Source organism: Qiania dongpingensis, from assembly GCF_014337195.1.
Taxonomy (GTDB): domain Bacteria; phylum Bacillota; class Clostridia; order Lachnospirales; family Lachnospiraceae; genus Lientehia; species Lientehia dongpingensis.
In genome coordinates, this window is sequence record NZ_CP060634.1 from 1373525 (window position 1) to 1388752 (window position 15228).

Here is a 15228-nt window from a genome sequence, read left to right on the forward strand (position 1 = left end):
CGCAGGCTTCTTACACCTGAATTTAATCTGATTTTATCATAAAAGTCTGGTTTTGACCACATCTTCCGGCGCCTTCCTGCCGCACAGGAAAGGGCTGTCCTTATCGTACAAAAGAAGTCTCCCCGTCCTTGCCTTTTTTCCGCATACGGCATAACAGTACGCACATTGGGACCGGCAGGTATCATAGCATCCAATATCCACACTGGCCGCGCAGCCGCAGGCTTTTCTCTGATTTTTATCCTTTTTGAACCGCAGCGGTCTGCCTGCCAGCCGCGACAGCAGCTCCTGGTCTATGCACGCTCCCTTCTGAATCCCGAACTGCTCCAGTCTGGTCTCCTCCGCACATGTCTGAATTTCCATTCCGTTTTCCGCCGCTATCCGTCCAAACTCTTCTCCTATCCACAGCATTTCCTCCTGCGTGGGGACACGGACTTCCAATTCTTCCATCTTCTTTTGGATTCTCCGGTACATATCCATAAAGCTGATCACGCAGCGGACCGCGGAGCCGGCCAGGGCATCTGCCAGAATTTTAAATTTCTCTCTGTGCCACGCAGGCGTGTAATCCCGGCTAAAAAGAATCGGATCATAACGCCATATTATCCGTTCTGCTCCCAGACGTTCTGTCAGGGCATGAAAGACGCCAATCCTCTGTCGGAAATCCGGAAGCCCGCCTTCCATCTCCTTTCCATAGCCGTTCAGAGTATACTGAATATAATAAGGATAAGGATCCAGCTCGGGCAGACGTTTAAGCATCGGAGCAGGATATTTGCTCCAAAACACAATTCCGTCCACCGACTCCCTGTTTAAAAGCACCCGGCTGACCTGGTGAAAATTCATTGGATTCCTCACCAGCACCTCCCCCTTTTTCAGCCGTTCCAGAAACCACGGGAGATAATATGCCGGAATATCCGTCCGGCGGCTGGCACTGACGATCATATACTTTCCTCCTGTCTTTTGCCGATTCTTTCTCTCATCATATCAGCGCTTTCCCTTTTTCACAAGTCTTCTCCTCCTCCGCCGGAAAAAGTACGCCATAAACACTGCGCTGGTCCCTGTCCCTGCCAAATATCCCGCCATTCGGACCGGATTCCGCCAAAGCTGTATCCACGGATCAGAAGTCACCAGAAGCTTCCACTCAATTCTCTCTTCTTTCCCTCCTCCTTCCTTTGATGTCCCCATCCGGTTCCCCGCCTCATCTTCAGCCGTAATGCTCAAATACTGCCAGTCATCGTCTTCCTTCAGACATATGGCAAGGATTCCTCCGTTTTTTCTCAGTTCATCCTGCAGGCTGTTTCCCACATAAATCTTCTTTTCATCCCCGCTTTGAATCTCTACCTGCTTAAGCGCCATATTGTCCCAGACGGAAAGAAACAGACGCAGCTCATCCATTTTATAATGTCCGCCGTCCTCCGCGCCTGATAAAACGGCATCCGGCCCTGTCTTGTCGATGGCAAATTCAATGGAACCCACTCCTCCCATTCTTTTCATCAGTACATTCCCCATCTGGTTCCCCGCCATGTCCTCAGAGTACAGGACAACCTCATAATTTCCTTCTGCCTCAAAATTTTCCTTTGCAATGGTATACTTGTAAACCCTCCACTGATCTCCTGGTTCCTTTCCGAGAGGCTTTTCTTTTGCGACCTCTGACTCTTCCTTCTCTTCTCTTGTATAGTCTTCCTTTTCCAAAAGACTTCTGACTTCTCCATCGCAGCTCAGGATGACCTGGTGGCTTACCACCGGGTCTACATTATATTCCCATACTATTACAGGCTTCTCCTCCTTCAGATACGGATACGATCCCGACGCCGGATACAGCCAGGCGGCGGTCCCTTCATCCACAACATAGACGGAGCCAAAACGGTTTACAGAAAACCTGATCTGCTTTTCTGTCCGGTTACCCGCTCCATCTTCACAGGATACCTGTAAAGAATATAAACCGTCAGTTTCGGCATCATAAGAAAAGTCTTCAAATACAAAACGTCTTTCTCCCGCCGCCATTTCTTCTTCCTTCTTTTCAGCAGCCGCCCTCTTCCTTTCTCCCTCCGCCTGTTTTCCCTCTTCCCGCCAGATTTCCACGGATACGCTCTCCTTGAGCAGATGAATGTCCCGGACGGTGACAGCCGGAGCCACTGTTCCGCGGTTGCCCGTAGCGTCCGCCACTCCTGTGATCAGAATTTCAGGAGGGGTGCGGTCTATAGTGAATTCCTCTAAAATGTGGTTTTCCTCCCCGCAGTCGTTTGCAGCCAGATCTGTACAGCTCACCTGAAGCAAATAGTCGCCGTCCTTCTCAAACGTACACATTGCGGTATGGACATCGCCGTTATGAATAAACTCTCCTAGATCAGCCCTGCTCTGGCGCCCTTCCAGGAAAGCTGTCACATCTCCTTTCACTCCCTCCCTGTAAAAATTGTGCTCTACGACTGTGATCTCTGCTTTTCTGGGATTCTTCCAGAGTTTTCCTCTCCCAGCTTCAATATCTTCAAAGGTCACAAATATCTCCGGCGGCGTCCGGTCTATGATAAATTTTTCCGTTTTGCTCCATGAAACGTTTCCCGCCATATCCTCACAACCCAAGAGCACCGTATATTCCCCGTCCTCCGTAAATTCCATATGGCACCGATGCAAATCACCGTCATGGCTCCATTCGCTGACGGCCGGCATAGGACCATCCGTATTGGAAATTTGAAATTGTACCTGTTCTGCCGAGAAATTTCTTTCCCGTATGCTCACCACTGCCGTCCGGATTTGATTATAATAGATTTCATTGGCGGGCCGGACATCGTTGTATTGTATGGAAATCTCCGGAGCTGACGTGTCGACGGCCGTCCAGAGGGATTCCTCGGACCGGTTTCCGGCAAAATCCTCTGCCTGTACAGTCAGGCATACTTTTCTGCCGTCATATTTCTCCGGTGATATCTCCAGCTCTCCCTGCCACTCCCTCCGCATGGAAGAATTCCCTTCTGCTTCTTCCATTAATACTCCTTCCAAAATCTGATCCTCTTCCCCCGGACTTTTTCCCTCCATACGGTATGTGATTCTTTTAAGTCCTGAGTAAATGCCGCTCTCCGACGGTTCCTCTGCCGATATACCGACTTTCACGGTCCGCCTGTATATCCCATTTACCGGCTCTTCTTTGTTTTGGATATTCAATGCCAGCCGCGGGCCTTTGTCCTCAACGAGAATGCCATTGGAGCTGTAATATTCCGAGAGCCCGGCATAATTGGTCGTCTTCATATAGACGACATTCCTGGAGTCCGGCGTCAAAAAGAAGCTGCTGCCCGTATCCCACGCGGCATCATCTGCCTGCTCCAGGTATTCCCTGGGCAGCCCCTCCCCTGCACACAGATACTGCAAAGGCTCTATCGGGGATACGCTGTCCCTTCCGTCCAAAAGCACCAGTTCTTTTTCATTTGAAAAGAGTCCAAAGGTCACATAATCCATAAATTCTGTCCAGGTCTGTCTCAAAATCGTGATACTCCCATATTCCGGCGGCGTCGTGTCCACGGTGAAATTTTTCTCCTTTTCACTTCGTTCTGTAAGATTCCTCCCTGAAGGATCCTGGTAAGATGCCTCCAGATGATACAAGGCGTCGCCGGCAAAGCAAAAGGAAGCCTTATACCAATCCGTCCCTTTTTCCGGAGCTTTTGTCCAGCGGCTTCCCATGGTATAAGAAGCCTTTTCGCCCCTCGGCTCCTCGCTGACGATTATCTGCGGCCAGCCTGCTTCCTCCTCTGGGTCGAAATTGTGCTCCTTCAGATAGAGCCAGGCCGTGACAGGACGGCTGTAATATCCTTCATGCACCGCGCTCTCATCTTCCTCCGGAAATACCATCATGAACTCCGGATCCGTTCTGTCGACCTCTATGACAGCAGCGTTCTCCAAGACCGTCTGATTTCCCGCCAAGTCTCCGCAGACAATCTTCCGCATCTCATATTTTCGTTCCGCCTGAAAACGAAGGCGCATCTCCACCTCCCGATCCTGCGTGTGTTCCGTCCTCTCCTCTTCGCTGTCGTAAAACCAACGTTCCTTTTCTCCTTCCGTCCCATACGGCACCGCTGCCAGTACTCCGGCGCCCAATCCGTCCAGCCCGTTCCATTGTTCTCGCCCGGTATCATATGTAATTTGTGTTTCCCTTCCGGTCTCGTCCTGAACGGTGACGGATACCTGCCCCGGATCAAAATTCCGTTCATGAAACGTTATTACAGCCTCTGCCGTATCCTGATAACAGTTGTTCTGTCCTGCCGCCCCTATGACCGAAACGGTGATCTCCGGCACTGGCGCTTCTGTTTCCCGCGCCTGTATCAACGTCCCGTCATCAAAAGTTCCCGATGCGAGCAGCCCGGCCGTTATCAGGAATGCTGCCCGTTTCCGTGTTCCTCCCCTTCGCTTTGTCCACCGTTTCTTTTCCCTCCATGCCTTTCGAATGGAAAGCCTGCGAAACAAGACCGCGGACATCAGCATCCCGCACAGAAATATGACTCCCAAAATCCAGGACCATCTATGGTACTCCATAATCTTCTGCTGTCCCTGTTCCATCTTCATACCCCCTTCTTAAACGTTTATCCGTCTTCCTCACTTCTTGGCTGTCCGGTATCGTCTGAAATGCCGCTTCCACCGCAGTCTCCGCCGTGATTAGCCCTTCCTCCGCCTCTTCCATGAGCGTCCGCACATAATCTGTCTCTCTGCCTCCGTCCCATCCTGTCAGCTTCTTCCTGATCTGTTCCAGCTGTCCCCTCATCTCCTCCATTCCCACTCCTGCCTGACGGAACGTCCCTGCGTGAAAAATGATCTGGGAAATGATTTCCCTATACATGATCAAGGCCGTTACCCGGTTGTCTTCTTCCATCCCTCCCTCCATAAGCGCCGTCAGGTCCTCCCAATACTCTGCATATGATATTTCCATATCGCCAGTCTTCCTCTGGATACTAAGCTTATCATAATACCCCGCGATCCGGCTCAGACATCCTGCGCGTGTGACGGCTTTTTCCGGCAGCTCTTTTCCAGGCTCTGCGCCGGCTGCAAGGGACAGCCATATGGCCGATGCTCCCTTTCCGCCGCTTCCCTCATAGTAATAAAAATACGCTTGTCCAATTTCGTACGCGGCCCGTACCTGCTCCCCCTTGTTCCGCCCAAGCTGCTCCCGGTTGCTTTTCCCTCCTTGGTTCTTCTTATCTAAAATCCCGCGTAGCAGGCGCTCTTCTTCGTCAGTAAACTTCCCGTCATCCTCCAGAAATGTCTGCACCAAAAGCAGGTAAGCTTCCGCCCTGCCCGGTTCCAGGTCAACTGCTTTCCGGCAGAAGTCCAATTTTCTTTCCTTTTCTACGCTTCCTGCCGCTTCCTCCAGATATGCTTTATAAGTGCCGGATATGGCCCGGCATTCTGCTCTGTGCAGAAACAGGCTTCCCAATCCGGTGGCTGCCGTAAGCATACAGATTCCCGCAAAAGACCGAAGCCGTCGGTTCCTCCTCTTGATTTCCGCATCGTCAAGCTCCCGATAGCGTTCCAGGGCAAAGGCGAGCTCTCTGCAGGAGCCATACCGTTCTTTCGGATCATTTTTTGTACAGATCAACAGGATCTTTTCCAATCCCCCAGACAGATCCGGCCGGAAATCCCGGACAGGCCGGCAGCCATAGGGAGGCTCTGCCGGGCTGCGGCCCGTCAGCAGATGATACATCACCGCGCCCAGCCCGTAAATGTCTGTTTCCGGCCCCGTCTGTCCTCTTCCTCCGTACTGCTCCGGTGCGGCATACCCTCTCGTTCCCAGGCATACCGTATCTTCATTTCCCTCTTCTTTTCTTTCCCTCGCCGTCCCGAAATCTACCAGTACAACGGCTCCGTCCTCCTTCAGCATCACATTGGAAGGCTTCATGTCCCGGTATATGACCGGCGGTGTCCTCGTATGGAGGTATTCCAGAACCTCGCACAGCTGCCTGCCCCAGTCGGCCACCTTCTCCTGAGGTTGGGCCCCTTCTTCTTTCAGAAGTCTGGAAAGGGAACGCCCTTCGATATAATCCATCACGAGATAAAACATTCCTTTTTCCTTCAGGATATCACCGATGGACGGAAGGCCGGGATGGCTCAGCTTCTTTAGCAGCTCCGCCTCCATGACCAGACTGTTCCTTTTCTCCGGGATTTCCTTTACAGCCCAAAGTCTCCCGGTCCTTTCATGGCGCGCCAAATAAACGGCAGCGCTTCCGCCTCTCCCGAGTACGTCTAAAATTCGATATGTTCCGCCCAGAACCGTACCGGGTGAACACGACATACACATGCCTCCTCATATTCTGTTGATCACTTATATGGAAAATTTCCAGGGGATATCCCTGTAAGAATCACCGCCGGAATCGACGGTAACAAGATTGTATAACACTTCTCATCAGATGTCAACTAAAAAATATTATGTTTAAAACTTGCCCTGTACATCTGCAGCGGATATAATGCAATGGTAACGCCGCCGGCTTCTATTCCAACAGACAGGAGGCACCCATGAACACATACAGAACGTCCGAGATCGCCGCCGCCATCGGCATACATCCCAATACGGTCCGGCTCTACGAGGAGCTGGAACTGATACCCAAACCAGAACAATCCTGTATTTTCCGATGCTGATATTTTCCGGCGCCACACTGCCATACGAGATCATACCGCCTGCATTTGCCAGAGCTGCGGACGTTTTGCCGCTCACTCAGGGGATCAAGCTTCTGAAAGCAGCTTCCCTTGGGCTTCCCGTGGATAAAATCATTATGCCTATCATTCTTTTGCTGACTCTCACCGTGGTCTGCACCGGTATTTCTTTGAAATTCTTCCGCTGGGAGTGACAGCCTTATTTATCCAGAGCTTTCTTCAGGTCCTCTATGTAAGACGCCTGCTGCTTTTTCAAATACATGCTCACGAATGGCTTCATCACCCATTTTTTAGCTGTCACGTCTTCCGTGAAGTCAATCGTGGTCACACCGTTCTCGTGGGTAAACAAGCCGGTCCAATGTCCCTTCATATTACTGTTTTCCATATCAAACTCATATCGTTCAAAGGGCCGGAAGTCTGTTATGGTAAAGGTGGTGGCATATCCTTCCTTTGTATACTCCACAAACCGCTTTCCTTCTTCCTCTACCTCGATCCTGTCCAGGTCGCTGCGCCAGGAAACATCCTTTAATGAAACCACCAGGTTCCATACCTTCTCAGCATCACAAGAAAATGTCGCTTTAATATTCGAAATTGCCATGATATCCTCCGTTAGTCTGCCTGCTTTAAATTTACCGGCCGCTTTTCGTCACCTGACATCAGTTTAGGTCCCGGTATGACTTATGTCAACCATTTTATGTATAAGCTGCGGCTTCTCCAGAAAGGATACCTAATTCGAGGAGGCCGCAGCCGGCTGTTTTTTGTTTTTTTAGCAGTGTTCCAGAACTACCCCGTGGGCTATTCCAGGCACGCTCTGTCCTTCATTATAGCTGGTGCTGGAAAGGAGCGCACCTGTCGGCACGAACAGGACCCGCTTCCATTCTCCGGACTGGAGCTTGGGCAGAATATATCCTGCCAATACCACCGCGGAACATCCGCATCCGCTTCCTCCGGAATGAGTGTCCTGAGACTCATTGTCAAAAATCTCCATACCGCAGTCCATATGGAGACTGTTGATATCATATCCGTTGCTCTTCATAAAATCGACCAGGATGGTATGCCCGACCTCACCCAGATCTCCCGTGATGATTTTGTCATATTCCTCCGGCCGTCTTCCAAAATCCTCCAGATGACGGCAGATGGTATCGCTGGCTGCCGGCGCCATACACGCTCCCATGTTCATGGAATCCTTAAGCCCCATATCCACGATCTTTCCCGGGGTGATCCCCGCCACACGGACATTTCCGCCCTTCTTCCCCAGAACAAAAGAGCCGCATCCGGTGACCGTCCAGGTGGTGGACAGCGGTCTCTGGTTACCATATTCAAGCGGAAAACGAAACTGCTTTTCCGCACTGGCAAAGTGGCTGGAGGCCATGGACATGACATAATCCGCATACCCCGCATCCACCGCCATCGCACCAAGGCACAGGGCTTCTCCCATGGTGGAACAGGCTCCGTAAAGCCCAAACAATGGAATCTCCAGATCTACGGTGCCAAATGACGTGGCGATCAGCTGCCCGAGCAGATCTCCTGCAAAAAGATAACGGATCTGATTTCTTACGATCCCCGAATGTTCGATGGCCAAATCCGCCGCTTCCTTTTGAAGAGCGCTTTCTGCCTCCTCCCAGTTGTCACATCCCAGCATGGGATCCGGCTCTATCACGTCAAAAAAGGAACCCAGCGGGCCTTCCCCCTCCTTTTGTCCCACTACGGAAGCCGCTCCTATGATCCTGGGCCCTTCCTTAAATTGAATACTGGCTTTTCCTACCTGTTGTCCTCCACTCTGCATCCTGTCATCCATCCTTTCCACTTCTTCACGCCGCGTCTCCATTTTTGCCGATAGCAAGCCATTTCCATGCAGCGCCGGTTTTTATTTTCAGTATGTGCATTTTTCTTCCCGGCTATTCTGTAAGAAATCCCGGCATTAAAAAAGGAAAAAAATCATAAAGAAAGCAGGGGCCGACTGCATTTGCCCCTGCTTTCTTTTATGGGAATTTCGAATTGAGAAATAGATCTGGTCCTGTTTTTTTACTCTCCGATCTGGTTGACTGTGCCTGCGAAGGTACAGCCTCCGTCGGCAAGAATATCCACTCCGGTGATGTATCCGGCGCCTTTACTGCAAAGGAACGCCACCAGCTTCCCCATTTCATAAGGGTGTCCCCATCTCTGCAGAGGGATACCCTGCAGATTCCTTTCGGCAGACTCCGGCGCGTTGTCGATCAGAGCCTGATGCATCGGGGTCAGATAAGAACCGGGAGATACGGAAAGAATCCGGCAGCCTTTTTTCGCAAACCGCCATGTATTGGCATAGACAAAATATTTAACAAAATTTTTGGACAGGCAATACGCAGAACCGGCCCTGGCATTTTCCGGAAGATGCATCACATCCGCCAAAAAATCCATCATCAGGGCGGGAAATCCAGGCTCCTTCCATTTTTCATAGACCTGCTTGGCAAGCGGCGCCAAAGGGGCCATCTTCTCGTTGGTATCCATCACATAACCGGCCGTCGATCCGAAGCAGATCACCACTCCGCCCTCTTCCATGACCGGATAAAATGCCTGCACAATGTTGATAGGCCCAAGAGTATTGATCCTCAAAATATCCTCTGCCTTTGTATTGGCAGGCGAGACTCCGGCCGTATGGATGACATTTACCACGTCTCCCAGGCCCGCCGCGTACTCCGCACAGGCCTTTGCCGCCTCTGCATCTGCGGCGTCCATTTGGAATATATGGACATCAGCGCCAAAGGTCAGCAATCCGGCCTTCGCTTTTTCAAGTCCTGCCGCCCCGCGGGCACAGAGCAGGACTGATGTTTCGGATGCCAGACATCTGGCTGCCGCAAGGCCGAGCCCGCTGCTTCCTCCAGTGATCACTGAAAGCTTTTTCCTCATTTCTTTCCTCTCTTTCTTCATCGTCAGCAGACAGACATGCCGCCGTCCACAGAGATCACGGCGCCGTTGATCCACTTTGCCTCCTCACTGCATAAAAATAAACACACATTTGCGATATCCTCAGGATAACCAAACCAGTTGACCGGCATATCCATAATAAGCTTGGACAGCGCTCCCTGAGCCTCGTGATATTTTCCTCCGGAGGTCACTCCGATATTTGTCCTCGTCCCTCCCGGATGGATGATATTACATCTGATATTCTGTTTCGCAAAGCCGAACGCGACGCTTTTAGTCAGCCCCTCCAGACCGGCCTTGGCCGCCGTATAGCTGGGCCCGTGATTCCCCCTGAGAGCTGCGTAAGAACCAATATTGACAATGCTCCCTCCGCCGCTCTCCACGAGAAGCGGGACTGCGGCCCGGATAATACGGAAGGGAGCCTTTAGATCCGTCTCCAAGACTCTGTCCCACCGTTCATCATCCGTCTCCAGAAGGGGATAGCTCAGGTCATTGATTCCTGCGGCATTGCAGATTCCATCCAGGCGGCCGAAAGTCTCTTTGGCAGCTCCTGCCATCCTTTCCGCCATTCCGTTTTCCGTGATATCCCCTATCACCGGACGCACTCTGGGATCCTTTTTCCACTGTTCCATCCGCTTTTCATCTCTGCCTACAGCGACGGCCCTCGCCCCCTCCTCCAGGAACCGGGCCGTGACAGCCTTACCCATGCCGCTGCTGGCTCCTGTGATCAGAAACACTTTTCCGTCTAATCGTTTTTCCACATAAACCTCCTATTCCTCTGTCAGTTCTTCCTTCGGGAAGCGGAATGTAAAGATGGCAATGATCAGCGCCACTGCAACAAACCCTGCCCCCACCAGAAATACCTGATTAAAGGTCGCTCCAAAGTTGATACACGCGCCGCAGATAGCTCCAAAAATACTGGCGCCGCCGGTGCTGCTGAACTGATACATCCCCTGCGCTTTCGGGATTTCATCCGGTTTAAGCTCTGACTGGAAAAACGGAGCGTGGATGGACTGAGTGATCGCCTGGCTGATACCTCCGATCGCCGTCGCCACATAGATCACCAGCATGGAGGAATCCGGCTTTAGTGTGGAAAGGATCACCAGCGCTATCACGTAAATGCTGAGAGCCAAAAGGGCCATGGGACGGAACCGCTTTTTAAAGTTCTTTCCGATAATAGTCCCGATAGCCAGGCCGACAATCGCCTGGACGATGGTCTGCGGCATGGTCACAGTCGAGCTCTGAAATGAAGTTCCCTGCATCACATATGTCACGTAACGGACCGCATAAGCCGTTATACAAGTGGAATATGCGACCATCAGAGCCTGCACGCTGAATGTGGCGCGGAACCGCTTCTTTATGAACATTTCCACCGGCACCGAAGGATTGTCTGATCTCAGTTCCAGTTTTATTAAAAGTACAAGAGCTATGACTGCCGCCAGAGGCAAAATGATTCCCGGCACGCTGAGAAGCGCAAAATACGATCCCACCATACAAAGCCACAAGATCAGGCAGCATACGAAGACGATTAAAAGAGCAATGCCCCCAAAATCAAACTTCTTTCCATTTCCAGGCCGTTTTTGGTATGGATACAACAGGCCCAGAGTAATCAGAGGAATCACCGCAAAAACGCCATAGATGATCAGCCCCGCGTTGGAGGACACGGCATCGATAACAGCGCCTGTAAGCCCCGGCCCGACCAGCGAGCCGACCGCTGAGGCCGTAGCGATAAAACCGTAGAATTTCGGCCGCTCCTCCGGCGAAACGATAGTCGCCATCATGGTGTACGGCGCCGATATGTACAATCCTGCCGCCAGTCCCATCATTGCCCAGAGCGCTGTAAAGATCCCCACATTCGGCGCGAACATCAAAAGGAAGCGGATTGCAAAATGGGAGATCACACCGGCCAGAGTCACTCTCTTCACACTGAACTTGCTGCAGAGCATGCCCACCAGGGGCAGCGAGATCATCATGCCCATGCCGCCCAGCGTCGCATACAGAGAGTACATTTCCGTAATATTGAACTGGACCAATTTGCTCGGCAGGACCAGATTGTTTCCATAGTTGGCCGCCTGAGATGTTACAGTTGTCAGAAGCACGCCAACGATCAACAGCAATCTTTTCTTTCCGGTAAATCCATTTCCGGTAGCTGCTTTATTTTCCGTCATATTTCCTCCTTTCATACTCAATACCCCCTACGCCTGCCTTTATTCCTGACGGGGAGGATACTCCGCACATTTCGGCTGGTGAGTCACGATATTCCGCAGCATGCCGCTGTCCGCAACAATACATTCTCCGGTCACGCCGTCTGCCATCTTTGTGCAGAAACCATAGATCACGATCGCGACACTGTCCGCCGTCGGAACCTCCGCCAAAGTAGCCGCACGCATTTCAATCCCTATCTCTTTCTGCTTTTCAGGAGAAAGAGTTCGAACCGGCCCGTTTGTGAGACAGCCGGGCGTCTTCATGCCGCCGGGCGCCACGGTGTTTACCATGATGCCAAAACGCTTCAGTTCCTTTCCCAGTTCCTGGGTCATGGCTATTACGCCGCCCTTAGAGGCAGTATAATGGCAGTAGCCGCCAAAAAGAGGCTGGCTCAAATACGCGCTGTTGGAAGAAACCAATACCATTTTGCCCCGGACCTGATGCTCTGTCATATATCTGCTCACATGCTTTGCGCAACGGAACGCGCCGACCAGATTGACATCAATAATCCTCTGGAATTCCTCTTCCGGCATATCATAGACATGGGCAAAGCTCCACACGCCCGCCGATGTTACAAGGATATCCACGCTTCCATAGGTTTCTGCCGTAAATGCCACCAGACGTTCCACATCTGATTCAATCCGCACGTCTGTCCTGCAGAATGAGACTTCATAACCCTTGGTTCTGAGCAGCTCGACGGCCACATCGCCCTTTTCCTGCGTAGAGCCGGCGATAACCACCTTCGCTCCGCCCTGGCACAGGCGCTGGGCGGCGCAGAATCCGAGTCCGGAGGTGCCGCCTGTTACAATGGCCGCCTGCCCCTTTACAGAAAGCATTTCTTCCAGAGATAATGTATCTTCAAGATAGCTGTTCAGCATAGCGGCTGCCGCCGCTTTTGGATCAAATGCCATATCATTTCCTCCCTCATCTAAATAAACGGTTTTTCCGTGATCACACCGTCAAAGCCATGGACGCTCACATGGTCGCCGACTTTCAGCGTTCCCTTTTCCGCCAGTATATAGCCGATATTGATATCCTTTACAAAGCTGTATGTAAACTTTGAAACGCGTCCAACCTCTCTCCCGCCCAAGAGCACAGGGTCGCCGGGGCCGCCAAATCCTTTATGCTGAATATGGACATCGGCTTCTTCTACGGTAAATCCCAGCATTTCACGGGCCGGTCCCTGCTCCCGGATCTTCTCCAGCGCCTCTCTTCCGATGAAATCTCTATCCCAGCCGATTCCCCGTTCCAGGCCGACCTCAAAAGGATTGGTATACATCAGATCGCGCATATAATAAAAGCCTGCCTCTGTAGGAAGGGAGATCGCCATGATCTGAAAATCTGTCACCTCTTTTGCGTCAAAGGCTTCCCCTTTTTCTCTTAATTTTTCCTCAATGGCCGCGCCCTGCTCCGGGGACACATATATCTCATAGCCAAGCTTCTCACCGGTAAAACCGCCGCGATTGATCTTTACAGGGATTCCCTCTATGGAATTATCCGCTATGGAGAAGAATTTCTGCTCATCCACAGGAGTATCCGTCAAGGCATTCACCAGATCTCTGGACCTGGGGCCCTGAACGGCGTACATATCCCATTTCTTGGTCACATCCTCATAAGCGGTTTCTTCCCCGTTACGATGGGCGTCGAACCAGGCTGTCAGTTTTTTTACAAACAGAGTAGATACCCAGAATTTATCCTCTTCCAGCCTCAGGACGACTACATCGTCGATAATCTCCGCTTTTTCATTCAGCATGGCAGTATAACGGTCTCTTCCAACCTTCAGATTGGCAACAGGATTGGCAAACATCCTATCTAAGAACGCGGCTGCATCTTTACCCGTCACCTCAAGGAGCTGATGGGTCCAATAATACCAGCCGGCAGTCTGCCTCACGGCCATGTGCTCCGACCGCTTCATTTCGTCATATTTATATACATTTTGATACATATCCGAATGCTCCTTTCCTATCCTTGACTGCGAGATCAACAGTACTTATCAATCTTCTTTTTGATCACGATGCGTACCTTGTCATCACCTGCATCACCAGGCTCCTCCCATAAAAACCATTGTGCGCCTGCCAGTGTCCTTACCTCGCCGCCCCACAGGGCCAGATATGCAGTGACCAGCCTGGGCATCCTTCTCTGAAGTTTTGCGCGGTCAACAAGATAAATGACTTCCTCTTTATTAAATGCTTCAATCTCATAAGGAACCGTAAGACACTGCATTACCGTTTCCAGATAGGCTCCCATCAGGCGTCCGTCATTTACGTCTGCCGGCGCTCCCAGCCAGCTTCGCACCGCGTCCTTTGTATAAAAATCGCCAAAGGCTGTCTTTCCGGCCGCTTCAAATACGCAGCGGATGACATGATCTACGAATTTTTCGTCCAGTGTACCGTCTTTGATCAGCTCCTCAAGGACAGGAATCAGATAATCCGTACCTGTCGCCGACGCGCAGCCTGCCAGAGCCGTATTGGGATCTTCTTCCATGCAGGTCCCGTTACAGAATTTATAATTGGTCTCTTCACGGAAGATCATAGATTCCTTTACGGTATATTCCTCCGCCGTATCTTTAATCTGGTCGGAGGTAGCGATAGGGCCGAAGCATTCCCACTGTTTATGTTCCGGCATCGGAAACTTCTCGCGGCTTTCCGCCACGATACGACAATGCCGGTCACCGCAGCCTCTGGCCTCGACCATATGAAACTCCACTCTGGGACCTTCTTTCATATGAACCGCATATCCGTCTGCTACCCCCTGCAGAGATTGAGTCGTGGCGCGGCAAAGCTCGGATCCGACGATATCCCAGTCACAGACATCCAGTTCTTTTTCCACACGATAGGTACCAAAATCCGTCACGCGCCCGCACATGAGATACCGGTCGTCCCCGGAATCGCCGTTCAAAGAACCTGTAAAATTACCTCGGCAGAACGGATGTGCGTTGTGCTTATCGATTCCGATCACCGGACCATACGGACCCGAAAATAGAGGATATAACCTCGCATACGCATTTTTACAGATCGCTTCGCACCGTTTCTCATAATCCGGGACTAATATTCTGTACACCTGCATCATACTGGCCGCCACCGTCGCCCCATATCGGGAACAAAAGTGTGCCGCATCATGGTATGAGATCAGTTTCTCCCAAGGTGTCTTGATGGCCGGATGATCCGGCAGCGCCCCCTTCCCGACTTCCCTCGGTATCCGTTCATCAATTTTTTTGCTCATAATACCCTCTCCTTTCAGAAAACTCATAATTCTCGCAAAATCTTTCTTTTATCTTATCTGAATACCCCTATAATTGTAAATCCGACAAACTGAATCTATATTTAAGCAGAAAATTCAGCACTTTGTGTGGCATAATAGCTGACAAAATATTTTTTGAGATCATTTTTAGAAACCTCCGATTAAGCTCCAGTTAAGCGCCTTATGGCAGCGGGCCGCCTGGATGGAATCGGATTTCCTCATGCCTTTTAAATAAGGCAAAAAAATTTGTTTGAATGA

At 51.2% G+C, this 15228-nt stretch carries 12 protein-coding genes and 1 pseudogene; 2 read left to right on the top strand and 11 right to left on the bottom strand.

All coding sequences use genetic code 11. The features are described 5' to 3' along the window. Positions 1-36 precede the first annotated feature (36 nt). The 3 genes from H9Q78_RS06570 to H9Q78_RS06580 are packed head-to-tail and all read right to left on the bottom strand — an operon-like array spanning position 37 to position 6262. Positions 37-936 carry a DUF1848 domain-containing protein gene (locus H9Q78_RS06570; protein WP_249304459.1) on the bottom strand — a complete coding sequence of 300 codons (900 nt, stop codon included), beginning with the start codon at positions 934-936 and terminating at the stop codon, positions 37-39. Positions 937-978: 42 nt separating this feature from the next. Next, positions 979-4536: a hypothetical protein gene (locus H9Q78_RS06575; protein WP_249304461.1), complete on the bottom strand. Its 3558-nt coding sequence runs from the start codon at positions 4534-4536 to the stop codon at positions 979-981. Then, entirely contained in the window at positions 4499-6262 is a 1764-nt protein-coding gene (locus H9Q78_RS06580) for a serine/threonine protein kinase (protein WP_249304463.1), read from the bottom strand. The genes H9Q78_RS06575 and H9Q78_RS06580 overlap by 38 nt, the downstream gene beginning before the upstream one ends. Before the next feature lie 221 nt (positions 6263-6483). On the opposite strand from H9Q78_RS06580, the pseudogene H9Q78_RS06585 reads away from it, so the two are divergent. Further along, a pseudogene (locus H9Q78_RS06585) lies at positions 6484-6585 on the top strand (MerR family DNA-binding transcriptional regulator); the annotation flags it as partial. A gap of 14 nt (positions 6586-6599) precedes the next feature. Then, positions 6600-6815 carry a hypothetical protein gene (locus tag H9Q78_RS06590; RefSeq protein ID WP_330595280.1) on the top strand — a complete coding sequence of 72 codons (216 nt, stop codon included), beginning with the start codon at positions 6600-6602 and terminating at the stop codon, positions 6813-6815. A gap of 5 nt (positions 6816-6820) precedes the next feature. Here H9Q78_RS06590 and H9Q78_RS06595 read toward each other — a convergent pair whose 3' ends face one another. The 8 genes from H9Q78_RS06595 to H9Q78_RS06630 all read right to left on the bottom strand — a co-directional run bounded on the left by H9Q78_RS06595 (position 6821) and on the right by H9Q78_RS06630 (position 14952). After that, positions 6821-7219, bottom strand: coding sequence for an SRPBCC family protein (locus H9Q78_RS06595; protein WP_249304464.1), 399 nt, complete (start codon positions 7217-7219; stop codon positions 6821-6823). A gap of 168 nt (positions 7220-7387) precedes the next feature. Further along, positions 7388-8419 carry a stage V sporulation protein AD gene (spoVAD, locus tag H9Q78_RS06600; RefSeq protein WP_249304465.1) on the bottom strand — a complete coding sequence of 344 codons (1032 nt, stop codon included), beginning with the start codon at positions 8417-8419 and terminating at the stop codon, positions 7388-7390. A 227-nt stretch (positions 8420-8646) separates the two neighbouring features. Then, positions 8647-9585 carry an SDR family NAD(P)-dependent oxidoreductase gene (locus H9Q78_RS06605; protein ID WP_249304467.1) on the bottom strand — a complete coding sequence of 313 codons (939 nt, stop codon included), beginning with the start codon at positions 9583-9585 and terminating at the stop codon, positions 8647-8649. Then, positions 9534-10286 carry an SDR family NAD(P)-dependent oxidoreductase gene (locus H9Q78_RS06610; RefSeq protein ID WP_249304469.1) on the bottom strand — a complete coding sequence of 251 codons (753 nt, stop codon included), beginning with the start codon at positions 10284-10286 and terminating at the stop codon, positions 9534-9536. The genes H9Q78_RS06605 and H9Q78_RS06610 overlap by 52 nt, the downstream gene beginning before the upstream one ends. A 9-nt stretch (positions 10287-10295) precedes the next feature. Next, positions 10296-11708 carry an MFS transporter gene (locus H9Q78_RS06615; protein ID WP_249304471.1) on the bottom strand — a complete coding sequence of 471 codons (1413 nt, stop codon included), beginning with the start codon at positions 11706-11708 and terminating at the stop codon, positions 10296-10298. A gap of 24 nt (positions 11709-11732) precedes the next feature. Beyond that, on the bottom strand, positions 11733-12641 hold the full coding sequence (locus tag H9Q78_RS06620) for an SDR family NAD(P)-dependent oxidoreductase (RefSeq protein ID WP_249304472.1): 909 nt from the start codon (positions 12639-12641) through the stop codon (positions 11733-11735). Positions 12642-12658: 17 nt separating this feature from the next. After that, a complete protein-coding gene (locus tag H9Q78_RS06625; RefSeq protein WP_249304474.1) occupies positions 12659-13675 on the bottom strand; it encodes an aminomethyltransferase family protein in 1017 nt (338 codons plus the stop codon). Positions 13676-13710: 35 nt separating this feature from the next. Next, a complete protein-coding gene (locus tag H9Q78_RS06630) occupies positions 13711-14952 on the bottom strand; it encodes a hypothetical protein (protein WP_249304475.1) in 1242 nt (413 codons plus the stop codon). Between the last annotated feature and the right edge of the window lie 276 nt (positions 14953-15228).

Coding starts and splice junctions, on each gene's coding strand:
- spoVAD (WP_249304465.1), bottom strand. CDS start 8,419: ATGGATGACAGGATGCAGAGTGGAGGACAACAGGTAGGAAAAGCCAGT.
- H9Q78_RS06615 (WP_249304471.1), bottom strand. CDS start 11,708: ATGAAAGGAGGAAATATGACGGAAAATAAAGCAGCTACCGGAAATGGA.
- H9Q78_RS06625 (WP_249304474.1), bottom strand. CDS start 13,675: ATGTATCAAAATGTATATAAATATGACGAAATGAAGCGGTCGGAGCAC.
- H9Q78_RS06595 (WP_249304464.1), bottom strand. CDS start 7,219: ATGGCAATTTCGAATATTAAAGCGACATTTTCTTGTGATGCTGAGAAG.
- H9Q78_RS06570 (WP_249304459.1), bottom strand. CDS start 936: ATGATCGTCAGTGCCAGCCGCCGGACGGATATTCCGGCATATTATCTC.
- H9Q78_RS06620 (WP_249304472.1), bottom strand. CDS start 12,641: ATGGCATTTGATCCAAAAGCGGCGGCAGCCGCTATGCTGAACAGCTAT.
- H9Q78_RS06580 (WP_249304463.1), bottom strand. CDS start 6,262: ATGTCGTGTTCACCCGGTACGGTTCTGGGCGGAACATATCGAATTTTA.
- H9Q78_RS06575 (WP_249304461.1), bottom strand. CDS start 4,536: ATGGAACAGGGACAGCAGAAGATTATGGAGTACCATAGATGGTCCTGG.
- H9Q78_RS06590 (WP_330595280.1), top strand. CDS start 6,600: ATGCTGATATTTTCCGGCGCCACACTGCCATACGAGATCATACCGCCT.
- H9Q78_RS06630 (WP_249304475.1), bottom strand. CDS start 14,952: ATGAGCAAAAAAATTGATGAACGGATACCGAGGGAAGTCGGGAAGGGG.